This is a genomic window from Variovorax sp. PMC12, from assembly GCF_003019815.1.
In the GTDB taxonomy this organism is placed as follows: domain Bacteria; phylum Pseudomonadota; class Gammaproteobacteria; order Burkholderiales; family Burkholderiaceae_C; genus Variovorax.
The window spans coordinates 658,658-682,205 of sequence record NZ_CP027773.1; the positions used below are offsets into that span (position 1 = coordinate 658,658).

Genomic DNA, 23,548 nt, shown 5'->3' on the forward strand with positions numbered 1-23,548 from the left:
CTTTGAACCGTCATATGGTTGACGTGGCACAATGCCAAGGTACTCAGGCCCTTCCCCAGCCACAGTCGCATCCGCCAACCGGTTCAGCCGTGTCGCGGAAGGTTTCTTAACCAGCTAGTGCTTCCTTCAGGGAAGCGAAGGTCAGCGGATCATGAGCGATTCATCGACGCCATCGGCGTACACCGCCTATCAAGGCAACACATACCTCTTCGGCGGCAATGCCCCCTATGTCGAAGAGATGTATGAAAACTACCTCTCCAACCCCGGCAGCGTGCCCGACAACTGGCGTTCGTATTTCGACGCGCTGCAGAACGTTCCCGCCGCCGACGGCAGCAACACCCGCGACGTCCCGCACCTGCCGGTCATCAACGCCTTCGCCGAACGCGCGAAGCAGGGCACGACCAAGGTCGTGCAGGCCAGCGGCGCCGATTCCGAACTCGGCCGCAAGCGCACCTCCGTCCAGCAGCTGATCGCCGCCTACCGCAACGTCGGCGCCCGCTGGGCCGACCTCGATCCGCTCAAGCGCGCCGAGCGTCCCGCCATTCCGGAACTCGAGCCCTCGTTCTACGGCTTCACCGATGCCGACCTCGAGACGGTGTTCAACACCAGCAACACCTTCTTCGGCAAGGAAGCAATGTCGCTGCGCGACTTGCTCAATGCCTTGCGCGAAACGTACTGCGGCACGATGGGTGCCGAGTACATGTACACCACCGACCAGAACCACAAGCGCTGGTGGCAGCAGCGGCTCGAAAGCGCCCGCACCAATCCCAAGCTGAGCGCCGAGCAGAAGAAGCACGTGCTCAGCCGCCTGACGGCCGCCGAAGGCCTCGAGCGCTTCCTGCACACCAAGTACGTCGGCCAGAAGCGCTTCTCGCTCGAAGGCGGCGAAAGCTTCATCGTCGCGATGGACGAGCTGATCAACCAGGCCGGCGTCAAGGGCGTGCAGGAAATCGTGATCGGCATGGCCCACCGCGGCCGCCTGAACGTGCTGGTCAACTCGCTCGGCAAGATGCCGGCCGACCTGTTCGCCGAGTTCGACCACACCGCCCCCGAAGACCTGCCCAGCGGCGACGTGAAGTACCACCAGGGCTTCAGCTCCGACGTGACCACCCCCGGCGGCCCGGTGCACCTGAGCCTGGCGTTCAATCCCTCGCACCTTGAAATCGTGAACCCCGTGGTCGAAGGCTCGGTGCGTGCCCGCATGGACCGCCGCGGCGACCCGCTGGGCAAGCAGGTGCTGCCCGTGATCGTGCACGGCGACGCCGCCTTCGCAGGCCAGGGCGTCGTGATGGAAACGCTGGCGCTGGCCGAGACCCGTGGCTACTCCACCGGCGGCACGGTGCACTTCGTCATCAACAACCAGATCGGCTTCACCACCAGCGACCCGCGCGACAGCCGCTCGACGCTGTACTGCTCGGACATCGTCAAGATGATCGAGGCGCCGGTGCTGCACGTGAACGGCGACGATCCCGAAGCCGTGGTGCTCGCTACCCAGATCGCCCTGGACTTCCGCATGGAATTCCAGAAGGACGTGGTCGTCGACATCATCTGCTTCCGCAAGCTGGGCCACAACGAGCAGGACACCCCCTCGCTCACGCAGCCGCTGATGTACAAGAAGATCGCCCAGCACCCCGGCACGCGCAAGCTGTACGCCGACAAGCTGGCCGCTCAAGGCCTGGGCGACACGCTCGGCGACGACATGGTCAAGGCGCAGCGCGCCGCCTTCGACGAAGGCAAGAACACCGTCGACCCCGTGCTCACCAACTTCAAGAGCAAGTACGCCGTCGACTGGAGCCCGTACCTCAACAAGAAGTGGACCGACGCCGGCGACACCGCCATTCCCTCCAGCGAGTGGAAGCGCCTGGCCGAGAAGATCACCACCGTGCCGCAAGGCTTCACGGTGCACCCCCTCGTGAAGAAGGTGCTGGACGACCGCGCGGCCATGGGCCGCGGCGACGTCAACATCGACTGGGGCATGGGCGAGCACATGGCCTTCGCCTCGCTGGTGGCCAGCGGCTACCCGGTGCGCCTGTCGGGTGAAGACTCGGGCCGCGGCACGTTCACGCACCGCCACGCCGTGCTGCACGACCAGAACCGCGAGAAGTTCGACGAGGGCACCTACACGCCGCTGCAGAACGTGGCCGACAACCAGGCTCCGTTCGTCGTCATCGACTCGATCCTGTCGGAAGAAGCCGTGCTCGCGTTCGAATACGGCTACGCATCGAACGACCCGAACACGCTCGTCATCTGGGAAGCCCAGTTCGGCGACTTCGTGAACGGCGCGCAAGTGGTGATCGACCAGTTCATCGCCTCGGGCGAAGTGAAGTGGGGCCGCGTCAACGGCCTGACCATGATGCTGCCGCACGGCTACGAAGGCCAGGGCCCCGAGCACAGCTCGGCACGCCTGGAGCGCTTCATGCAGCTGAGCGCGGACACCAACATGCAGGTGGTGCAACCCACGACGGCCAGCCAGATCTTCCACGTGCTGCGCCGCCAGATGGTGCGCAACCTGCGCAAGCCGCTGATCATCCTCACGCCCAAGTCGCTGCTGCGCAACAAGGACGCCACCTCGCCGCTGGCCGAATTCACCAAGGGCAGCTTCCAGACCGTCATTCCCGACAGCAAGGGCCTGAAAGCCGAGAAGGTCAAGCGCCTGATCGCCTGCTCGGGCAAGGTCTACTACGACCTGGCCAAGAAGCGCGAGGAACTGGGCAGCGAAGACGTGGCGATCATTCGCGTCGAGCAGCTCTATCCGTTCCCGCACAAGGCGTTTGCCGCCGAGATCAAGAAGTACCCGAACCTCGTCGACGTGGTGTGGTGCCAGGACGAGCCGCAGAACCAGGGCGCCTGGTTCTTCGTGCAGCACTACATCCACGAAAACATGCAGGACGGCCAGAAGCTCGGCTACTCCGGCCGTGCCGCATCGGCATCGCCGGCGGTGGGCTACTCGCACCTGCACCAGGAACAGCAGAAGGCGCTGGTCGACGGCGCGTTCGCCAAGCTCAAGGGCTTCGTGCTGACCAAGTAATCGCCTGTCCCTTTTTCACACGAACACCCTGAAGAACAAAACGGAGCTCACTCCACATGTCTATCGTAGAAGTCAAAGTCCCCCAGCTTTCCGAATCCGTGGCCGAGGCCACCATGCTCACCTGGAAGAAGAAGGCCGGCGAAGCCGTCGCCGTCGATGAAATCCTGATCGAGATCGAGACCGACAAGGTCGTGCTGGAAGTGCCCGCGCCATCGGCCGGCGTGCTGGCTGAAATCGTTCAGCCCGACGGCGCCACCGTGGTGGCCGAGCAGCTGATCGCCAAGATCGACACCGAAGGCAAGGCTTCGGCCGGCGCTCCGGCTGCCGCTGCACCCGCCGCCGCTCCCGCGGCTGCGGCACCCGCCCCGGCGGCAGCCGCTGCTGCCACGGGTGGCTCGAAGGCCGACGTGGCCATGCCCGCCGCCGCCAAGCTGCTGGCCGACAACAACCTGAAGACCAGCGACGTCGCCGGCACCGGCAAGGACGGCCGCGTCACCAAGGGCGACGTGCTCGGCGCCGTGGCTTCGGGCGCCAAGCCCGCGGCACCTGCCGCCACCGTCGCCACGCCGGCCGCCAAGCCCGCGCTGCCGCAAGTCGCGGCGCCCGCCGGTGCGCCCGACCTGGGCGAGCGTCCGGAACAGCGCGTGCCGATGAGCCGCCTGCGCGCCCGCATCGCCGAGCGCCTGCTGCAGTCGCAATCCACCAACGCCATCCTGACGACCTTCAACGAAGTCAACATGGCGCCGGTCATGGAACTGCGCAAGCGCTTCCAGGACAGCTTCACCAAGGAACACGGCGTGAAGCTCGGCTTCATGTCCTTCTTCGTGAAGGCCGCTGTGCACGCGCTGAAGAAGTACCCGGTGATCAACGCCTCGGTCGACGGCAACGACATCCTGTACCACGGCTACTTCGACATCGGCATCGCCGTCGGTTCGCCGCGCGGCCTGGTGGTGCCGATCCTGCGCAATGCCGACCAGATGAGCTTCGCCGACATCGAGAAGAAGATCGCCGAGTTCGGCAAGAAGGCGCAAGACGGCAAGCTGGGCATCGAAGACATGACCGGCGGCACGTTCTCCATCTCGAACGGCGGCACCTTCGGCTCGATGCTCTCGACCCCGATCATCAACCCGCCCCAGTCGGCCATCCTGGGCGTGCACGCCACCAAGGACCGCGCCGTGGTGGAAAACGGCCAGATCGTGATCCGCCCGATGAACTACCTCGCCATGAGCTACGACCACCGCATCATCGACGGCCGCGAAGCCGTGCTGGGCCTGGTCGCCATGAAGGAAGCGCTGGAAGACCCGTCGCGCCTGCTGTTCGACATCTGATCCACCCCCAGTCTTCGCGCACTTCGTGTCGCTTCGCCAACCCCCTCGCGGGGGCAACACCTGCGGTCCGGCAAAGCCGGTTCCGCGGTGTTCGCGAAGGAACCCTGATTCACGCGGCGCGATGGACAACTGAAACGGAAACCCAATGAGCAAACAATTCGACGTCGTCGTCATCGGCGGCGGCCCCGGCGGCTACATCGCCGCCATCCGTGCGGCGCAACTCGGCTTCAACGTCGCCTGCGTCGACGAGTGGAAGAACGGCAAGGGCGGCCCGGCACCGGGCGGCACCTGCACCAACGTCGGCTGCATCCCCTCGAAGGCACTGCTGCAATCGTCGGAGCACTTCGAGCAGGCCGGCCATCACTTCGCCGACCACGGCATCAAGGTCGAAGGCCTGGGCCTGGACATCGACAAGATGCTGGCCCGCAAGGACCAGGTCGTGAAGCAGAACAACGACGGCATCCTGTACCTGTTCAAGAAGAACAAGATCACGTTCTTCCACGGTCGTGCCTCGTTCGTGAAGACGGACGAAACCGGCTACGAGCTCAAGGTGGCCGGCGCCGCCGAAGAGTCGATCAGCGGCAAGCACATCGTCATCGCCACGGGCTCCAACGCCCGTGCGCTGCCGGGCGCGCCGTTTGACGAGGAGAACATCCTCTCGAACGACGGCGCGCTGCGCATCGGCGCGGTGCCCAAGAAGCTGGGCCTGATCGGCTCGGGCGTCATCGGCCTCGAAATGGGCTCGGTGTGGCGTCGCCTCGGCGCGGAAGTCACGGTGCTCGAAGCGCTGCCGACCTTCCTCGGCGCGGTGGACGAGCAGATCGCCAAGGAAGCCAAGAAGGCCTTCGACAAGCAGAAGCTCAAGATCGAGCTCGGCGTGAAGGTCGGCGAGATCAAGTCGTCCAAGAAGGGCGTGAGCGTTGCCTGGACCAACGCCAAGGGCGAAGCCCAGACGCTGGAAGTCGACAAGCTGATCGTGTCGATCGGCCGCGTGCCCAACACCATCGGCCTGAACGCCGAAGCCGTGGGCCTGAAGCTCGACGAGCGCGGCGCCATCGCCGTGGACGACGCGTGCAAGACCAACCTGCCCAACGTCTGGGCGATCGGCGACGTGGTGCGCGGCCCGATGCTGGCGCACAAGGCCGAGGAGGAGGGCGTTGCCGTGGCGGAGCGCATTGCGGGCCAGCACGGCCACGTCAACTTCAACACGATTCCCTGGGTGATCTACACGAGCCCCGAAATCGCGTGGGTCGGCCAGACCGAGCAGCAGCTCAAGGCCGAAGGCCGCGCCTACAAGGCCGGCACCTTCCCGTTCCTCGCGAACGGCCGCGCACGCGCACTGGGCGACACGACCGGCATGGTCAAGTTCCTGGCCGACGCCGCGACCGACGAGATCCTGGGCGTGCACATCGTGGGCCCGCAGGCCAGCGAGCTGATCTCCGAAGCCGTCGTGGCCATGGAGTTCAAGGCGAGCGCGGAAGACATCGCGCGCATCTGCCATGCGCACCCGTCGCTGTCGGAAGCCACGAAGGAAGCCGCGCTGGCTGTCGACAAGCGCACGCTGAACTTCTGATCTCTTGACCAGCGTCAAACAGGCCTACGAGGCGGAACTCGCTGCGCGCGGGTTCCACAGCGATCCCGCGCAGCTGCGCGCCGTGGAGGCGCTGGATCGCTGCGCCAACGAATGGGCCGAGTACAAGGCCCAGCGTTCGAATGCGCTGAAGAAGTTCATCAACCGGCCGGAGCTCCCGCGCGGCGTCTACATGTACGGTGGCGTCGGGCGGGGCAAGAGCTTCCTGATGGACTTGTTCTTCAACGCCGTGCCGCTGCGGCGCAAGACGCGCCTGCACTTCCACGAGTTCATGCGTGAAGTGCACCGCGAACTGCGGGAGCTGCAAGGCACGGTCAATCCGCTCGACGAACTGGGCCTGCGCATTTCCAAGCGCTACAAGCTCATCTGCTTCGACGAGTTCCATGTGGCGGACATCACCGACGCCATGATTCTTCATCGGCTGCTGGTGTCGCTGTTCGAGAACGGCGTGGGCTTCGTCACCACCTCGAACTTCAAGCCCGACGATCTCTACCCCGGCGGGTTGCATCGCGACCGCATCCTGCCTGCCATCGCGCTCCTCAATGAGAAGCTCGAGGTGCTCAGCGTCGACAACGGCACCGACTACCGGCGCCGCACGCTGGAGCAACTGCGCATGTACCTCACGCCCAACGACGCGGCGGCCGAGAAGGAAATGCGCAAGGCCTTCGACAAGCTGGCCGAGGTGGCCGACGAAAACCCGGTGCTGCACATCGAATCGCGCGAGATCCGCGCGCGGCGCAAGGCCGGCGGCCTGGTCTGGTTCGACTTCAAGACGCTGTGCGGCGGCCCGCGTTCGCAGAACGACTACCTGGAGATAGCGAGCCAGTTCCACACGGTGCTGCTGTCCGACGTGCCGCACATGCCCGTGCGCATGGCTTCGGAAGCACGCCGTTTCACATGGCTGGTCGACGTCTTGTACGACCGGCGCTGCAAGCTCATCATGTCGGCTGAGGTTCCGCCCGAGGCGTTGTACACCGAGGGTCCGCTGTCGCACGAATTCCCGCGCACGGTCTCCCGGCTCACCGAAATGCAGTCGAGCGAGTTTCTTTCCCTGGAACGCCGCATCGTCGACACCCGACTCACATGAAAAAATTCGCTCTTGTCCTGTTGATGTCGTTGGCCAGCCTGCCGCTGTGGGCGCAGTCCAACGCCGCCTCGGGCACCGTCGATCTCGAGGCCGAGAAGCGCAGGCTCTCGTCCGAGCGCGAGGCCATGGAAAAGCGCTTCCTGGAAGAGCGAACCGCCTGCTACAAGAAATTCGCGGTCGAGGACTGCCTGAGCGAAAGCCGCAACCGGCGCCGGATCCAGTCCGACAGCATCAAGCGCCAGGAAACCGCGATCAACGACATCCAGCGCCAGCGCAGCGGTGCTGCCGAACTGCAGAAGCTCGACCAGAAGGCTGCCACGCAGCGCGAGCAGGACACCAAGGAAAAGCAGGAACAGTCGATCCAGAGCCAGAAGGACCGCGAGCAGCGCGCCGCCGACCACGCGGCCAGCCGTGCCTCGACGGCTTCCGGTGCGGCGGAGCGCGAGCGCGAATTCCAGTCGAAGCAGCAGGCACATGCCGACGAGCGGGCCAAGGCGGCCCAGTCGCGAGCCGCCGCACCCGCGAACGTCCAGCGCTTCGAGGACAAGCAGAAGAGGGCGGCCGAGCACAGGGCCAGCGTCGAGCGCAGGAATGCCTCGAGCGACAAGCCGCGCGGCGCGCCGCTGCCGCCGCCGCCTCCCGCGGCGGGCGCTACTCCGGCTCCGGCCGCACCCTGATTCGGGCACTGCCGCCTGGAAGAACCGCGCTCAGGCCGCTGACGGCAGCGCGTCGAGCTTCAGGACTGCGATGGAGATGTTGTCGCCGGTGCCGCGCGCCCGGCGTCGCGCTTCGCCCACCAGGATTTCCACAGCTTCGCGCGGGGGCTGGGCGTACAGCACGCTCGCCATTTCCTCGGGCGTGAAGTAATGCCAGAGCCCGTCGCTGCATGCCATCAGCAGGTCGCCGGACTGCATCTTCGGGATGTAGTGCGGATCGATGGGCGGCGGCGTCGTGGTCATGCCAAGGCAACCCAGCAGGATGTTGCCCTGCGGATGGGTATTGGCTTCGGCCTCGCTGATCTGGCCGCGGTCGATCAGCGCCTGCACGTACGAATGGTCGCGCGTGCGCTTGACGAGCTGTCCGTCATGGAAGTGATAGATGCGCGAGTCGCCGGCATGGATCCACGCGCATTCGCCCTTGGGGTTCAGCAGGAACGCCGCCAGCGTGCTGTGGGGCTCCTGCTCACTGGAAACTGCGGTGAGCTTGATGACCGTGTGCGAGTCTTCCAGCATCTGCCTCAGCAGGACTTCGGGGTCGTCGCGGCCCGGGGCGTAGCGCGCGAAGAGCTGGCGCGCGGTCATCATCACCTGGTCGGACGCCTTGCGCCCGCCGCTGCGACCGCCCATGCCGTCCGCGACGACGCCCAGCACGCAGCCGGGCACCCTCGGGTGACTCATCATCAAGACCTGGTCCTGTTGGTACGGGCGGTCTCCCTTGTGGAGTCCGGTGGCCGCTGCTAGTCGAAAGCCTTGAGTCATGAGGCATGTGCGCCAAAGCGCGTGGTTCTGTCTTCTCGGGGATTCGTGTCAGGACGTATTATCGAATGAACATGCGACGCGCCAACTCTGCGTTCGCTCCCCAACGTTGGACTCCAATCTTCATTCCCTTTCCCGGCAGCTCATAGAGCTGCGTATCGAGCATGCCGATCTCGATGCCACCATCGACCGGCTGTCCGAAGGCTCGCCGCAAGACGAGTTGCTGCTGCGGCGCCTGAAAAAGCGCCGCCTCGCATTGCGCGACCAGATCACGCGCCTCGAAAACGTGCTCGACCCGAAAGAGCCGGCGTGACAGGCGCGCTCGAAGACAAGGTGCGCGACGCCTTCGCGCAAGACGGTGCGCTGTCGCGGGCTGCCGAGCAGTTCCGCGAACGCTCGGGCCAGACCGAGATGGCCATGGCCGTGGCCCGCACCATCGATCAGGGCGGCGTGCTGGTGGTCGAGGCCGGCACCGGGGTCGGCAAGACTTTCTCGTACCTCGTGCCGGCGCTGCTGAGCGGCGAGCGCGTGCTGCTGTCCACCGCCACCAAGACCTTGCAGGACCAACTGTTCGGCCGCGACCTGCCTCGGCTGGTCGAGGCCTTCGGGCTGCCGGTGCGCACGGCGTTGTTGAAGGGGCGCGCCAGCTACCTCTGCCTGCATCGCCTGGACACCGCGCGCCATGACGCCTCGCTGCCCGAACGCGGCAGCCTGCGCACGCTCGCCAAGATCGAGCAATGGTCCAAGGCCACGCGCACCGGCGACCTCGCCGAGCTGCCGGGGCTGGACGAGCGTTCGCCGCTGATCCCCCTCATCACCTCCACCCGCGAGAACTGCCTGGGCGCGCAGTGCCCGCAGTTCAAGGCCTGCCACGTCAACCTGGCGCGGCGCGAGGCGCTGGCCGCCGACATCGTGGTCATCAACCATCACCTGTTCTTCGCGGACCTCGCGGTGCGCGAGACCGGCATGGCGGAGTTGCTGCCCAGCGTGAGCGTCGTCGTATTCGACGAGGCGCACCAGCTCAATGAAACCGGCGTGCAGTTCCTGGGGGCGCAGCTCGGCAGCGGCCAGGCACTCGATTTCGCGCGTGACATGCTGGGCTCGGGCCTGCAGCATGCGCGCGGGCTGGTCGACTGGCAGCAACTGGTTTCCGGCGTCGAGCGTGCCGCGCGCGAGCTGCGGCTGGTGGTCGGCAAGCAGTGGCCGGGCGCCAAGCTGCGCTGGCTGGGCCCTTCGCCGGAAGGCATCGACCCCGACGCCTGGCAGCATGCGCTCGATGACCTGCAGCACTCGTTCGAACTGGCCGCCGAAGGGCTGGCCACCGTCAGCGAAATCTCGCCCGACTTCGTGCGGCTGCACGAGCGGGCACGCCAGCTCGCCAAGCGCACGGCGCGCTTCGCGCAGCCTTGCGAGGTCGACTCGGTGCGCTGGGTGGATGTCGGCTCGCAACTGCGGCTGATCGAGTCGCCGCTCGACATCGCGGATGCGATGCGCAAGCGGGTGCTCAAGATCGCCGATGCGTCGGATGCCGAAGAAGGCGGCGACGCGGACGACGGCGACGAACTCGATGCCTACGGCGAGCGGCCCGCCCGCGAGACGCCGGTGCATGAAGACAGCGGCCGAGCCTGGGTCTTCACCTCGGCCACGCTCGGCGACGAGCCCACGCTGCGCTGGTTCACCGAGCCCTGCGGCCTGCACGATGCCGAAGTGCTGCGCGTGCAGAGTCCGTTCGACTATGCCTCGCAGGCGGCGCTGTACGTGCCTCGCGCGTTCCCCAAGCCCAACGACCCCTCGCACAGTCAGCGGGTCGCCGAACTGGCTGCGCGCGGCGCCACCGAACTCGGCGGCCGTACGCTGGTGCTGACGACCACGCTGCGCGCCTTGCGCACCATCGGCGACGCCATCAAGCAGCAGTTCGAGCTGCTGGAGACCGAAGCTCGCCCCGAGGTGCTTGTGCAGGGCGAACTGCCCAAGCGGGTGCTGATGGATCGTTTTCGCGAGGGCGCGAGCGGCGGGCGCGCGGGCTGCGTGCTGGTGGCGTCGGCTTCGTTCTGGGAGGGCTTCGACGCGCCGGGCGACGCGCTGCAACTGGTGGTGATCGACAAGCTGCCTTTTCCGCCGCCCAACGACCCTCTGGTCGAGGCACGCTCGCAGCGCCTGGAGGCGCAGGGGCGCAGTTCGTTCGCGGATTACTCGTTGCCCGAAGCGGCTGTTGCGCTCAAGCAGGGGGCGGGGCGGTTGATCCGGCGGGAGACCGACAGCGGCGTGCTGGCGATATGCGACACGCGCCTGGTCGCCATGGGCTACGGCCGCCGCCTGCTGGCGGCGCTTCCGCCGATGCGGCGGCTCGAAAACGAAGCGGACTTCGACGCCGCGCTGGACGCGCTCAGGAGCTAGCCGGAGCGCGCCGGTTCAGGGCTGCTGGCCTTACCAGACCTTCCACCAGGGGTCGTCCTTGCCCTTGAAGCCGTTGGCAAGGTAGGTGCTCTGGGGGTAGTTGGTGGTCAGCACGCGCTGGGCGTCGTCGCGCAGGTCCTTCATGCCGAGCGCGTCGTACGACTTCACCATGATGTACAGGGCTTCCTCGAGCGCCGGCACTTCGCGGTAGTCGGACAGGGCGATCTGGGCGCGGTTGATGGCCGCCAGGTAGGCGCCGCGCGAGTAGTAGTAGCGGGCCACGTGAACCTCGTACTGCGCGAGCGAGTTCACGATGTAGTTCATGCGCTGGCGCGCGTCGGGGGCGTAGCGTGACTCGGGGAAGCGGGTCACGAGGTCCTTGAACGACTCGAACGATTCCTTGGCGGCCTTCTGGTCGCGCTCGGACAGGTCCTGGCGCGTGAGGAACGCGAACATGCCGAGGTCGTCGTTGAAGTTGATCACGCCCTTGAGGTACAGCGCATAGTCGAGCGCGGGGCTCGCCGGATGCAGCTTCATGAAGCGGTCGATGGTGGCGATGGCGCTGGCCTTTTCACCCGACTTGTACTGGGCGTAGGCCTTTTCCAGCTGGGCCTGCTGCGCGAGCGGCGTGCCGGCGGCGCGGCCTTCGAGCTTCTCGTAGAGCGGCACGGCCTTGTCGTAGGCTCCCGACCCGGCCTCGTCCTTTGCTTCCGCGTAGATCTTGTTGGGACTCCAGTTCGCGGTCTTGTCGACGGTGGTCGACGAGCAGCCGGCTGCGAGCAGGGCCGCCGCGCTGAGCGCGATCCAGGTGGGGACCGATAATTTGGCGCGAAACATCACATACGGCTTTCGTGAAACAGTTACCCTCAATTATATCGACCGGCCCTTCGGGCAATACCCCCGAGAACCTGGAGGCGGCCGAACACGAGGAAGGCGCCGACCCGGCCGAGGCCAGCGAACTCCGGCCCTTCACCATCGATTCCGCCCAGCACGGCCAGCGGCTGGACCGCGCGCTGGCGGCCCTGGTGCCCGAGTTTTCCCGCAGCTACCTCCAGCAGCTCATCGAGGCGGGGGCCGTCGAGCTCCAGGGGCGCGCCGTCACCAAGGTCTCGGCGGGCGTCAAGGCGGGGCATGCGGGGCGCATCGAACTGCGGCCCACGCCCCAGAGCCAGGCCTTCCGGCCAGAGCCGATGGACCTCGTGACCGTCTACGAGGACGAGCACCTGCGCATCGTCGACAAGCCCGCAGGGCTGGTCGTGCACCCGGCGCCCGGGCATTGGAGCGGCACGCTGCTCAACGGGCTGCTGGCGCTCGACCCCAAGGCCGTGCTGCTCCCGCGCGCCGGCATCGTCCACCGGCTCGACCGCGACACCAGCGGGCTGATGGTGGTTGCGCGCACGCGGGCGACCATGGACGCGATGGTCGCGCTGATCGCCGCGCGCGAGGTCAAGCGGCAGTACCTGGCGATCGGGCACAAGCCCTGGGCCGGCGCGGCCGCCAGGCAGGTCGACGCGCCCATCGGGCGGGACCCGCGCAACCGGCTGCGCATGGCGGTGGTCGACCTGGAGCGCCATGCGGGCAAGACCGCGCGCACGCTCATCGAGCGGCTCGACAGCCACTCCGAAGGCTGCGTGGTGCGCTGCACGCTCGAAACCGGCCGCACCCACCAGATCCGCGTGCACATGGCGTCGATCGGGCATCCGCTGGTGGGAGACGCGCTTTACGGCGGCGCGCCGGCCGTCGGCCTGTCGCGCCAGGCGCTGCATGCGTTCCGTCTGGCATTCGTGCATCCGGTCACCCACGAAGCCATGGAGTTCCGCTCGCCGCCACCGCCCGACATCGTTGAGGCTTTGCAGTCCTGGGGGCTGCATTACAATCGCGCCTGACGGCCCGAGGGCCGCGCCGGCCATCCGATGCCGGCCTTGCGTTGCATTCGCCGCGTGCCGGCAACGCCTACTCCTTTCATCCTTGTGAGCCAGCGTCTACCCAGGCGCCTTTTCCCGGATAACGCGAACCATGAATACGGCGGATGCCAAGCGCATTCTCGAAACCGCCTTGATCTGTTCGAGCCAGCCGCTGCCGGTGCGCGACATGCGCGTGCTGTTCGACGACGAGCTGGGCGTGGACACCATCAAGGTGCTGTTGCTTGAATTGCAGGAAGACTGGGCGCAGCGCGGCCTGGAGCTTGTGAGCGTCGGCAGCGGCTGGCGTTTCCAGAGCCGGCCCGAGATGCGCGATCATCTCGACCGCCTGCACCCCGAGAAGCCGCCGCGCTACACGCGCGCCGCCCTCGAGACCCTGGCCATCATCGCGTACCGCCAGCCCGCGACGCGCGGCGACATGGAAGACATCCGCGGCGTGACGATCAACTCGTTGATCCTCAAGCAGCTTGAGGACCGCGGTTGGGTCGAGGTGATCGGCCACCGCGAAACCGTCGGCAGGCCGGCGCTGTACGCGACCACGCGCCAATTCCTGGACGACCTCGGGCTGGCGTCGCTCGACCAGCTGCCGCTGATCGAGACGCCGGCGCAGCAGGCCGCCCTGGTCGACGCGCTCGAGCAGGTGTCGGGCGAGCAGCAGGGGCTGCCGATGGACCCCGTCGACGAGCCCGTGACGGCGGAAGTGCTGTCCGAGGCTGCCGAAGCCGTGGAGGCCGCGCAGGCGCAAGTCGCCGAAAACGCCGCCGCCGCCGATGAATCCGAGGCGCCTTTGGCCGCCGAGACCGTTCTGGCCCAAGAGCCCGAACAACCACAAGAACCCGACGGTCCGTCCGATGACGAGGCCGATCCCGAAGCAGTTTCTCCCGGAAAAACCTCATGAGCCCCTCCGACACCGACGACGCGGCAATGCTGCCGGCCGAGCCCGAAGTCAAGAAGAAGAAAAGGGCGGCCACGCCCAGGAAGGCTGCGGTTGCCGCTACCGAGTCGGTGGCGCCGGAGGCTGTGCCCGAAGTGTCGGTTGCACCGGCGGAGCCGGCGGCCGAGGCCGAAGCGCCCAAGAAGCCTCGCGCGCCCCGCAAGAAGAAGGTCGCGGAGCCCGTCGAGCAGTCGGTGCCCGAAGAAGCGCCGCCGTCGGCTTTGCCTGAGGCCGTGCCCGTAGCGGAGGCCGTTGCCGACGTGGCGCAAGAGCCTGTGCGGGCGCCGGAGCCTGTCGCTGTCGCCGCCGAACCGGTCCGCGAATACAGCGAGGAAGACGACGAGGAAGAGGAAGAGCCCGACGAGGAAGAAGACGACCTCGATCGCGCGCGCCGCGCCGCCGAGCGCGAGCAGCGCAACGCGCTGCCGCCCGAGCCGATCCGCTTCGCCGACGTCATTTCCGGCCAGTTCGACGCCGACGAGGAAAGCCCCGAAGTACCGCCGCTCAAGCGCGTGCTGCTGCCCGAGGCCGATTCGCCCAAGCTGCACAAGGTGCTGGCGCAGGCGGGCCTGGGTTCGCGGCTCGAAATGGAGCAGCTGATTCTCCAGGGCCGCATTTCCGTCAACAACGAGCCGGCCCACATCGGCCAGCGCATCCAGTACGGCGACCAGGTCAAGATCAACGGCAAGCCAATCCGCTACCGTATCGCGCCTCCGCCGCCGCGCGTCATTGCGTACCACAAGCCTACCGGCGAAGTGGTCACGCATGACGATCCGCAGAACCGGCCCACGGTGTTCCGCAAGCTGCCGCGCCTGCAACAGGGCAAGTGGCAATCGGTCGGCCGGCTCGACCTGAACACCGAGGGCCTGCTGCTGTTCAGCAGCTCCGGCGACCTGGCCAACCAGCTCATGCACCCGCGCTTCGGCCTGGAGCGCGAGTACGCGGTCCGCGTGCTGGGTGCGCTCACCAGCGAAGAGAAGCAGAAGCTGCTCGACGGCGTGCGCCTGGACGACGGCATGGCCCAGTTCGGCACCATCGAGGAAGGCGGCGGCGAGGGCTCCAACTGCTGGTATCGCGTGACGATCTCGGAAGGCCGCAACCGCGAGGTGCGCCGCCTGTTCGAATCGGTCGGCCATGCGGTCAGCCGGCTGATCCGCATCCGCTACGGCGCCATGGTGCTGCCTCGCGGCCTGAAGCGCGGTGCGTGGATGGAGCTCGACGAGCGCGACATCCGCGCGCTGTTCCAGGCTTCAGGCGGCGCTGCGGCCCGACCCGGCCCGCAGCAACGCGGCCCCGGCCAGGAAGGCGGCGGAAACAATGGCCGCAACGGGCGCAACAAGAAGCGCCGCGGCAACCGCAACGGCGGCCAGGGCGGTGGCCAGCCGCGCGAGATGCGCGACGACGGCAATCGCGGCGAGGCGCCGATCCCGAATCCGCTGGGCGACGGCCGTCCGCCGCGCGGCGACCGCGGCCCACGCCCCAATCGGGGCGGTGGCGGCAACGGCGGCCAGCAGCCGCAGGGGCAAGGCCAGGGGCGCCGCGGCAAGGGCGGCGGCAATCGCCAGGGTGACGACCGCCAGCCGAGCGGAGCCAACCAACCCGATCCGATGAAGACCTCGCTCGGCTACATCGGCGCCGACAGCTTCTCGCGCCAGCGCAAGGAGCAGCGCGGAGGCCCCGGCCGACTTGGCGGCGGCGGAGGTGGCGGAGGCGGCTTCGGCAACGCGGGTGGCGGACGTCGCCGCGGGCGCTGAAAGTCTCCCGTCGCAGCGCGGCCTTTCGCGGGGTTTTCATGAGCCCAGGGGGCTGCGCCGGTTAAAATCAGAGGCTTTGTCGACATACGGCGCAACAAACTCGTTGCAGTTGTGACAAAACTATTCAAAATCAAAGCTCCAGGAAGCATTTCAATGGCTATCGAACGTACCCTCTCCATCATCAAGCCCGACGCAGTCGCCAAGAACGTCATCGGCAAGATCGTTTCCCGTTTTGAAGCTGCCGGCCTCAAGATCGTCGCCGCCAAGCTGGTGCACCTGTCGCGCAACGAAGCCGAACAGTTCTACGCCGTGCACAAGGAACGCCCCTTCTTCAAGGACCTGGTCGAGTTCATGATCTCGGGCCCCGTGTTCGTGCAAGTGCTCGAAGGCGAGAACGCCATCGCCAAGAACCGCGACCTGATGGGCGCCACCGACCCCAAGAAGGCAGCCGCCGGCACCATCCGCGCCGACTTCGCCGACAGCATCGACGCCAACGCCGTGCACGGCTCGGACGCTCCTGAAACCGCAGCGAACGAAGTCGCGTTCTTCTTCGCCGGCCTCAACGTCTACGCACGCTGAAGTCGTATCTCGACCGATTCCATGACCACGGCCAATCTGCTCGAATTCGATCTCGAGGGGTTGGCCGCGTTCTGCGAAAAACTCGGCGAGAAAAAATTCCGCGCCACGCAACTGTTCCGCTGGATCCACCAGCGTGGCGCCAGCGACTTCACCCAGATGACAGATCTGGCCAAGTCGCTGCGCGAGAAACTCGCGACCACCGCTCGCGTCGAGGCCCTGTCGGTCCTCACGCAGCACGAATCCAAGGACGGCACGATCAAGTGGCTGTTCGACGTCGGCGACGGCAATGCCGTCGAAGCCGTATTCATTCCTGAAGACGATCGCGGCACCCTGTGCGTGTCGTCCCAGGCCGGCTGTGCGGTCGGATGCCGCTTCTGCTCGACCGGGCACCAGGGCTTCAGCCGCAACCTCACCACGGGCGAAATCGTCGCCCAGTTGTGGTTCGCCGAGCACTTCCTGCGCAAGCACCTCAAGCGCGACGAGCGTGTCATCTCCAACGTGGTGATGATGGGCATGGGCGAGCCGCTGCAGAACTATTCCGCGCTGGTGCCGGCGCTGCGCACCATGCTCGATGACAACGCCTATGGCTTGTCGCGCCGTCGCGTGACGGTGTCGACTTCCGGGGTGGTGCCCATGATCGACCGCCTCGGCGCCGATTGCCCGGTGGCGATGGCCGTGTCGCTGCACGCGCCCAACGACGCGCTGCGCGACGATCTCGTGCCGCTCAACCGCAAGTACCCGATCGCCGAGTTGCTCGAGGCGTGCAAGCGCTACCTGGCGCACGCGCCGCGCGACTTCATCACCTTCGAGTACTGCATGCTCGACGGCGTCAATGACCAGCCGGAGCATGCGCGCCAGCTGATCGAGCTTGTTCGCACCAGTGGCGTGTCGTGCAAGTTCAACCTGATCCCGTTCAATCCGTTCCCGGCCTCGGGCCTGCTGCGTTCGCCGCAGCCGCGCGTGCTGGCATTCGCCAGGATGCTGAGCGAAGCGGGCCTGGTGACCACGGTGCGCAAGACGCGCGGCGACGACATCGACGCCGCCTGCGGCCAGCTTGCCGGCGACGTCAAGGACCGCACCCGCGCAGCCGAGCGCATGGCCCAGCGTCGCGCGACCGAGCGTCCCATTGTTTTGCATCCGGTCCGCAAGACCGTTCCCCAGGAGCACTGAAGCAATGAGCATGGCTTTTCCGATGACGACCGCTAGCGCGCAGCGAATGCTGGCCGCGAGCTTTGCCGGCGTCGCCGTGACTTTTCTGCTCGCCGGTTGCGTCAGCACGCGCACCACCACCACGAGCCTGGCCGACACCAGTTCGGGCAAGGGCGTGGACATCGTCACCGAGTCGGACGAAAGCTCGCGTCAGCGCCGCGCGCGCCTGCGCATGGAACTGGCATCGGGCTATTTCGAGCAGGGCCAGACCAACGTCGCGCTCGACGAGATCAAGCAGGCGCTCGCCGCCGACCCCAACAATGCGGACGCGTACAACCTGCGCGGCCTGGTCTACATGCGGCTCGACGACGCCGGCATGGCCGAAGACAGCTTCCGCCGTGCCATCGCCATCAATCCGCGCGACCCCAACACGCGCCACAACTACGGCTGGCTGCTGTGCCAGCAGAACCGCTACGGCGACGCGGCAACCCAGTTCAACGAGGCACTCGCCGTGCCCAGCTATCCCGACCGCGCCAAGACGCTCATGACGCGCGGCGTCTGCGAGCTCAGGGCGGGCCAGCGCGCGCAGGCCGAGCGCACCCTGCAGCAGGCCTACGAGATCGATGCGGGCAACCCGGTGGTCGGCTTCAACCTGGCCCTGGTGCTCTCTCAGCGAGAAGAATGGTCGCGCGCGCAGTTCTACATTCGCCGCGTCAACAACAGCCCCTCGGCCAGCGCCGAGACGCTGTGGCTCGGCATCAAGATCGAACGAAAGCTCAACAACCGCGAAGCAGTGGCGCAGTTGGGAGGCCAACTGCAACGACGCTTCCCCCAATCGCGGGAGGCATCAGCGTACGAGCGCGGGAATTTCAATGACTGATAGGGTTTCGGAGTTCGGCACTTCCGCGGCACAGCCGCTCGAGGCAGCCGACATCACGCACAAGACCGCCGGCGACATGCTTCGCGAGGCGCGCGAGGCCCACGGCCTTCATATCGAAATGGTGGCGGCGGCACTCAAGGTGCCACCGCAGAAATTGCTGGCGCTCGAGGCCGACGACATCGCTTCGTTGCCCGACCCGGTCTTTGCGCGCGCGCTTGCCAGCAGTGTTTGCCGTGCCCTGCGCATCGATCCGGCGCCCGTGCTCGCCAAGCTGCCGACCACGCAGAAGGTGTCGCTGGCCGACGCCGACCGCACGCTCAAGACCAACATCTCGTCGGGCACGCCGCGCTGGACCGGCAGCGGCCGTTCGAGCGGCGGCCTGCCGTCGCGCGCGTTGCTGACGGTCGTGGTGTTGCTGCTGATCGGCGCCGGCGCGCTGTTCTGGCTGCCGCAGTCGGTGTTCGATCAGCTCGGCGCCTCCGTTTCCCGCCTGACCGCACGTGGCGCGGCCGATGGCGCCGCAACGAACGACGCGGCTGCGGATGCGCCGGCTGCATCGGGTGGCCCGGGCGTGGTCGCCCAGACGGCGCCTGCACAGCCGGTGGCGCCCAGCGGCTCGGCGAGCGCCGCAGGCGAGCCGCCAGTTGCCGCAGCTGCACCGAATGCTGCCGCCGCAACGCCGGTCGCAACGGCACCGGCAGTCGCGCCGGCCGCAAGCAGCCAGCAACTCGTCTTCGTGGCCCGTGAGGAGTGCTGGATCACCGTGACCGAAGCCGGCGGCAAGCAGTTGCTGCGCCGCAGCCTGAAGGCCGGCGAGACCGTCGGCCTCTCGGGTGCGCTGCCGCTGTCCGTGGTGGTCGGCCGTGCGTCGAGCGTCGACGTGCAGGTGCGCGGCAAGCCCTTTGACCTGAAGCCCGTTACCAAGAGCGGTGGCGTGGCGCGTTTCGAGGTGACGTCATGAGCGACTGCCTTCCCATCGATTCCGCGGCGCCCAAGGCGCGCCGCTCGCGCCAGGCCAGCGTGGTCTGGGGACCGCGTGTCGTGACGGTGGGGGGCGACGCGCCGGTGCGCGTGCAGTCGATGACCAACACCGACACCGTCGACGCCATCGGCACGGCGATCCAGGTCAAGGAACTTGCGCTGGCCGGTTCGGAGATGGTGCGCATCACCGTCAACACGCCCGAAGCCGCGGCGCAGGTGCCCTACATTCGCGAGCAGCTCGACCGCATGGGCGTCGACGTGCCGCTGATCGGCGACTTCCACTACAACGGCCACCGCCTGCTCACCGACTATCCGGCCTGCGCCGAAGCGCTGAGCAAGTACCGCATCAACCCCGGCAACGTGGGCAAGGGCGACAAGAAGGACAAGCAGTTCGGCCAGATGATCGACGCCGCGATGCGCTGGAACAAGCCCGTGCGCATCGGCGTCAACTGGGGCAGCCTCGACCAGGAACTGCTCGCCAGCCTGATGGACACCAACAGCCAGCGCGCCCAGCCCTGGGATGCCAAGCAGGTGATGTACGAGGCGCTGATCACATCCGCCATAGAGTCCGCCAGGCTGGCCGAGTCGATGGGCATGGCGGGCAACCAGGTGATCCTGTCTTGCAAGGTGAGCGGTGTGCAAGACCTGGTCTCGGTCTATCGCGAGCTGGCCAGGCGCTGCGAATATCCGCTGCACCTGGGCCTGACCGAAGCCGGCATGGGCACCAAGGGCACGGTGGCTTCGGCCACGGCGCTGTCGATCCTGCTGCAGGAGGGCATCGGCGACACCATTCGCGTGTCGCTCACGCCGCAGCCGGGCGAGTCGCGCACGCAGGAAGTGCTGATCGCCAACGAGATCCTGCAGGCGCTGGGCCTGCGCGTGTTCGTGCCGAGCGTCACCGCCTGCCCGGGCTGCGGCCGCACCACCAGCACCACCTTCCAGGAACTGGCCAAGCAGATCGACGACTACCTGCGCATGCAGATGCCGGTCTGGCGCAACAAGTATCCCGGCGTGGAAACGCTGAAGGTGGCCGTCATGGGCTGCATCGTCAACGGCCCCGGCGAGAGCAAGCATGCCGACATCGGCATCAGCCTGCCCGGCACCGGCGAGGCGCCCGCCGCGCCGGTCTTCATCGACGGCGAAAAGGCGCTCACGCTGCGCGGCGACAATATCGCCAACGAGTTTCACCAACTCGTAGAAACCTATATCGAAAAGCGCTTCGGCGGCGAACACGCCGTCGCTGCCTGACACCTCCGCAGGATCCATGGCTGAAAAATTGAATGCCGTCAAAGGCATGAACGACATATTGCCGCCCGAATCGGCGCGCTGGGAGTGGCTCGAAGCCACCGTGCGCGACCTGATGGGGCGGTTTGCGTACCGCAACGTCCGCACGCCGATCCTGGAGCGCACCGCGCTTTTCGTGCGCGGCATCGGCGAGGTGACCGACATCGTAGAGAAGGAGATGTACTCCTTCGAGGACCGCGCCGACAAGCATGGCAAGTTCGAACACCTGACCATGCGCCCCGAGAACACGGCGGGCCTGGTGCGCGCGGTGATCGAGCACAACATGCTGTACGAAGGGCCCAAGCGCCTTTGGTACACCGGCCCCATGTTCCGCCGCGAGAACGTGCAGCGCGGGCGTTTCCGCCAGTTCCACCAGATCGGGGCCGAGGCGCTGGGCTTTGCCGGTCCCGATGTCGATGCCGAACTGATCCTGCTGGCGAACGCGCTCTGGAAGGCCATCGGCCTGACCGACGTGCGCCTCGAACTCAACAGCCTGGGGCAGCCTGCCGAGCGCGCGCTGCACCGCGCCGAACTCATCGCGCACTTCGAGAAGCATGCCGACAAGCTCGACGAAGACGGCAAGCGCCGCCTGCACAGCAATCCGCTGCGCATTCTCGACACCAAGAATCCGGCAATGAAGGACGTGGTCGAGTCGGCGCCGAAGCTGATCGACTTTCTCGGGGCAGAGTCGCTCGCGCACTTCGAGGGGCTGCAGGCCATCCTCAAGGCCAACGACATCGCGTTCACGATCAATCCGCGTCTTGTGCGCGGGCTGGACTACTACAACCTGTCGGTCTTCGAGTTCGTGACCGACCGCCTGGGTTCGCAAGGCACGGTGTGTGCCGGTGGACGCTACGACGACCTGATTGCGCAGATCGGCGGCAAACCCGCGCCGGCCGTGGGCTGGGCCATGGGTGTCGAGCGCGTGCTCGACCTGCTCAAGGAGCAGGGCGCCGAGGTGCCGGCACCGGTGCCCGACGCCTACGCCATCGTGCCGGATGCCGCCTCCATGCCCATCGCGCTGCGCACGCTGCAGCAATTGCGCGAGATCGGCGTGCGCGTGCAGATGCATGCGGCCACGGCTGACGGCCTCAGCAGCTTCAAGGCGCAGATGAAGAAGGCGGACGCCAGCGGCGCCACCTACGCCCTGATCTTCGGTGCCGATGAACTCGCACGCGGTGAAGTGACTCTCAAGGCGCTGCGCGACGGAAGCGGCGCGCAGACTTCCCGGGCACTTGCTGAAGCCCCCACATGGGCCGCCACCCTACAATCGCCGGCTTCCAACACCTGACACGCATGGCAACCCATCTCGATCTCGAAGAACAGGAACAGCTCGACCAGCTCAAGCATTTCTGGAATACCTACGGCACCCTCATCACCTGGGCTGTACTGCTTGTCGCCGGTGCCTTCGTGGCATGGAACGGCTGGCAATACTTCCAGCGCAACAAGGCCGTGCAGGCCGCGGCACTTTATGACGAGGTCGAGCGCACCACCCAGGCCGGCGACGTCGAGCGCATCCAGCGCGTGCTGGCCGACATGAAGGACCGCTTCGCCAACACCGCCTATGCACAGCAGGCCGGCTTGCTGGTCGCCAAGACGCTGTTCGAGAAGGGCAATGCCGAAGGCTCGCGCTCCGCGCTGGAATGGGTTGCGCAGAACGCCGTCGACCCTGGCTACAAGGCCGTCGCCAAGCTGCGCCTTGCTGGCGAGCTGCTCGACAGCAAGTCGTATGACGAAGCGCTCAAGCAGCTCGACGGCAGTGTGCCCAAGGAATTCGAACCGCTGGTGGCCGATCGCAAGGGCGACATCTACCTGGCCCAGGGCAAGCGCAACGAGGCGCAGGCCGAGTACCGCAAGGCCTGGACCGGCCTCGGCGCCACCTCCGACTACCGCCGTCTGGTCGAGATCAAGCTGAACGCGGTCGGTGTCGACCCGAAGAGCCTGGCCCCGGTCGTCACCGTCACTCCCGCAGCTCCCAAAACTCCCTGACCGCATCATGAATTTCAAGCGTTTCATGCCTGAATCGACCGCCCTGCGTGCGGGATCAGCCCTTGTTTTGGTCGCTTTACTGGCCGCCTGCTCGGGCACCAGCAAGCCGAAGCCCGAAGAACTGCCCGCCAACCCGGCCCTGCTGGGCGTGCGCCAGGCCTGGACGGTGAAGATCCCCGAAGTCAAGTTCCCGCTCACCGCCAACATCAACGGCGACATCGTCACCGTGGCCGGCAGCGACGGCACCGTGGTTGCCATCGATGCCCGCGCCGGCCGCGAAACCTGGCGTGCAAGCGCCGGCGCGCCGCTGGCGGCCGGTGTCGGCAGCGACGGTTCCCTGGCGGCCGTCGTCACCACCGGCAATGAACTGGTGGCCCTCGAGAACGGCAAGGTGCTGTGGAAGCAGAAGCTGTCCGCCCAAGCTTTCACCGCGCCGCTGGTTGCTGGCCGCCGCGTGTTCGTGCAGACCGCCGATCGCAGCGTCAGCGCCTGGGACGGCCAGAGCGGCCGTCGCTTGTGGATCCAGCAGCGCGCCGGTGAAAACCTGGTGCTGCGCAAGTCGGGCGTATTGATGGCCGTCGGCGACACGCTGGTGGCCGGCCTTGGCGGCCGCCTGGTCGGCATCAACCCCGGCAACGGCACCTCGCGCTGGGAGGCTCCCATCGCCGCACCGCGTGGCACCAACGATGTGGAGCGCCTGGTCGACCTGACCGGCAGCGTGAGCCGTCTGGGCGACTCGGTCTGCGCACGGGCCTACTACGCCAGCGTCGGCTGCGTCGACACCACGCGCGGTACGCTGGTCTGGAGCAAGCCGGCTTCGGGTGCCGACGGCGTCAGCGGCGACGACCGCTTTGTCTACGGCACCGAATCCGACGGCAGCGTCATCGCCTGGCGCCGCGGCGACGGCGAACGTGCCTGGCAGATGAGCCGCCTCAAGAATCGCGAGCTGACCTCGCCGCTGGCCGTGGGCCGCTCGCTGATCATCGGGGAGAGCACCGGCACGCTGCATTTCGTGTCGCGCGAAGACGGCGCTCTGCTCAATCGTGTCACCCCCGATGGCTCCGCCATCACCGTTGCGCCGGTGCTCGTCGGCAACACGGTCGTGGTCGTGACTGCCAAGGGTGGTGTGTTTGGCTACCGCCCTGAATAATCTTTTGAATCTTTTCCTGC

General features: G+C 66.9%; 20 protein-coding genes. 18 read left to right on the forward strand and 2 right to left on the reverse strand.

Annotated elements, in window-relative coordinates:
* Positions 1 to 151 precede the first annotated feature (151 nt).
* From C4F17_RS02965 to C4F17_RS02985, 5 genes are all read left to right on the forward strand, one after another.
* On the forward strand, positions 152 to 3,028 hold the full coding sequence (locus tag C4F17_RS02965) for a 2-oxoglutarate dehydrogenase E1 component (protein WP_081271718.1): 2,877 nt from the start codon (positions 152 to 154) through the stop codon (positions 3,026 to 3,028).
* A 56-nt stretch (positions 3,029 to 3,084) separates the two neighbouring features.
* Positions 3,085 to 4,356, forward strand: a complete 1,272-nt coding sequence (gene odhB, locus C4F17_RS02970; protein ID WP_106934232.1) for a 2-oxoglutarate dehydrogenase complex dihydrolipoyllysine-residue succinyltransferase — start codon at positions 3,085 to 3,087, stop codon at positions 4,354 to 4,356.
* A 145-nt stretch (positions 4,357 to 4,501) separates the two neighbouring features.
* The gene (gene lpdA, locus C4F17_RS02975) at positions 4,502 to 5,929 is read left to right on the forward strand and encodes a dihydrolipoyl dehydrogenase (RefSeq protein WP_081269088.1); all 1,428 of its coding nucleotides are present in this window, start codon (positions 4,502 to 4,504) and stop codon (positions 5,927 to 5,929) included.
* Positions 5,930 to 5,933: 4 nt separating this feature from the next.
* Positions 5,934 to 7,034, forward strand: a complete 1,101-nt coding sequence (zapE, locus tag C4F17_RS02980) for a cell division protein ZapE (protein WP_106934233.1) — start codon at positions 5,934 to 5,936, stop codon at positions 7,032 to 7,034.
* A complete protein-coding gene (locus tag C4F17_RS02985) occupies positions 7,031 to 7,711 on the forward strand; it encodes a hypothetical protein (protein WP_081269090.1) in 681 nt (226 codons plus the stop codon). The genes zapE and C4F17_RS02985 overlap by 4 nt, the downstream gene beginning before the upstream one ends.
* Positions 7,712 to 7,741: 30 nt before the next feature.
* Here the strand turns inward: C4F17_RS02985 and C4F17_RS02990 are convergent, their stop codons facing one another.
* On the reverse strand, positions 7,742 to 8,512 hold the full coding sequence (locus tag C4F17_RS02990; RefSeq protein ID WP_106934234.1) for a PP2C family protein-serine/threonine phosphatase: 771 nt from the start codon (positions 8,510 to 8,512) through the stop codon (positions 7,742 to 7,744).
* A gap of 106 nt (positions 8,513 to 8,618) precedes the next feature.
* On the opposite strand from C4F17_RS02990, the gene C4F17_RS02995 reads away from it, so the two are divergent.
* Both C4F17_RS02995 and C4F17_RS03000 read left to right on the forward strand, forming a co-directional pair.
* Positions 8,619 to 8,822: a YdcH family protein gene (locus C4F17_RS02995; RefSeq protein ID WP_081269092.1), complete on the forward strand. Its 204-nt coding sequence runs from the start codon at positions 8,619 to 8,621 to the stop codon at positions 8,820 to 8,822.
* Complete coding sequence (locus tag C4F17_RS03000; RefSeq protein WP_106934235.1) at positions 8,819 to 10,906, forward strand: ATP-dependent DNA helicase; 2,088 nt, start codon at positions 8,819 to 8,821, stop codon at positions 10,904 to 10,906. The genes C4F17_RS02995 and C4F17_RS03000 overlap by 4 nt, the downstream gene beginning before the upstream one ends.
* A gap of 30 nt (positions 10,907 to 10,936) precedes the next feature.
* On the opposite strand, the gene C4F17_RS03005 is transcribed toward C4F17_RS03000, so the two are convergent.
* Positions 10,937 to 11,743, reverse strand: coding sequence for an outer membrane protein assembly factor BamD (locus C4F17_RS03005; protein ID WP_081269094.1), 807 nt, complete (start codon positions 11,741 to 11,743; stop codon positions 10,937 to 10,939).
* A 14-nt stretch (positions 11,744 to 11,757) separates the two neighbouring features.
* Here C4F17_RS03005 and C4F17_RS03010 point away from each other — a divergent pair, with 14 nt between their 5' ends.
* From C4F17_RS03010 to bamB, 11 genes are all read left to right on the forward strand, one after another.
* A complete protein-coding gene (locus C4F17_RS03010; protein WP_442805196.1) occupies positions 11,758 to 12,792 on the forward strand; it encodes an RluA family pseudouridine synthase in 1,035 nt (344 codons plus the stop codon).
* 130 nt (positions 12,793 to 12,922) lie between these two features.
* On the forward strand, positions 12,923 to 13,726 hold the full coding sequence (gene scpB / locus C4F17_RS03015; RefSeq protein WP_106934236.1) for an SMC-Scp complex subunit ScpB: 804 nt from the start codon (positions 12,923 to 12,925) through the stop codon (positions 13,724 to 13,726).
* Entirely contained in the window at positions 13,723 to 15,516 is a 1,794-nt protein-coding gene (locus tag C4F17_RS03020; protein ID WP_106934237.1) for a pseudouridine synthase, read from the forward strand. The genes scpB and C4F17_RS03020 overlap by 4 nt, the downstream gene beginning before the upstream one ends.
* A gap of 153 nt (positions 15,517 to 15,669) precedes the next feature.
* Positions 15,670 to 16,095, forward strand: coding sequence for a nucleoside-diphosphate kinase (ndk, locus tag C4F17_RS03025; RefSeq protein WP_019653122.1), 426 nt, complete (start codon positions 15,670 to 15,672; stop codon positions 16,093 to 16,095).
* Between the two features lie 21 nt (positions 16,096 to 16,116).
* Positions 16,117 to 17,265 carry a 23S rRNA (adenine(2503)-C(2))-methyltransferase RlmN gene (gene rlmN, locus C4F17_RS03030; RefSeq protein ID WP_106934238.1) on the forward strand — a complete coding sequence of 383 codons (1,149 nt, stop codon included), beginning with the start codon at positions 16,117 to 16,119 and terminating at the stop codon, positions 17,263 to 17,265.
* Positions 17,266 to 17,269: 4 nt separating this feature from the next.
* Entirely contained in the window at positions 17,270 to 18,124 is an 855-nt protein-coding gene (gene pilW / locus C4F17_RS03035) for a type IV pilus biogenesis/stability protein PilW (protein ID WP_106934239.1), read from the forward strand.
* On the forward strand, positions 18,117 to 19,085 hold the full coding sequence (locus C4F17_RS03040) for a helix-turn-helix domain-containing protein (protein WP_106934240.1): 969 nt from the start codon (positions 18,117 to 18,119) through the stop codon (positions 19,083 to 19,085). The genes pilW and C4F17_RS03040 overlap by 8 nt, the downstream gene beginning before the upstream one ends.
* Positions 19,082 to 20,353, forward strand: coding sequence for a flavodoxin-dependent (E)-4-hydroxy-3-methylbut-2-enyl-diphosphate synthase (gene ispG, locus C4F17_RS03045; RefSeq protein ID WP_106934241.1), 1,272 nt, complete (start codon positions 19,082 to 19,084; stop codon positions 20,351 to 20,353). The genes C4F17_RS03040 and ispG overlap by 4 nt, the downstream gene beginning before the upstream one ends.
* Before the next feature lie 16 nt (positions 20,354 to 20,369).
* Positions 20,370 to 21,680 carry a histidine--tRNA ligase gene (hisS, locus tag C4F17_RS03050; RefSeq protein ID WP_081269101.1) on the forward strand — a complete coding sequence of 437 codons (1,311 nt, stop codon included), beginning with the start codon at positions 20,370 to 20,372 and terminating at the stop codon, positions 21,678 to 21,680.
* 5 nt (positions 21,681 to 21,685) lie between these two features.
* On the forward strand, positions 21,686 to 22,378 hold the full coding sequence (locus C4F17_RS03055; RefSeq protein WP_081269102.1) for a YfgM family protein: 693 nt from the start codon (positions 21,686 to 21,688) through the stop codon (positions 22,376 to 22,378).
* A 7-nt stretch (positions 22,379 to 22,385) separates the two neighbouring features.
* Positions 22,386 to 23,528 (forward strand): outer membrane protein assembly factor BamB, encoded by a 1,143-nt coding sequence (bamB, locus tag C4F17_RS03060; RefSeq protein ID WP_106934242.1) that lies wholly within the window; start codon positions 22,386 to 22,388, stop codon positions 23,526 to 23,528.
* Positions 23,529 to 23,548 lie beyond the last annotated feature (20 nt).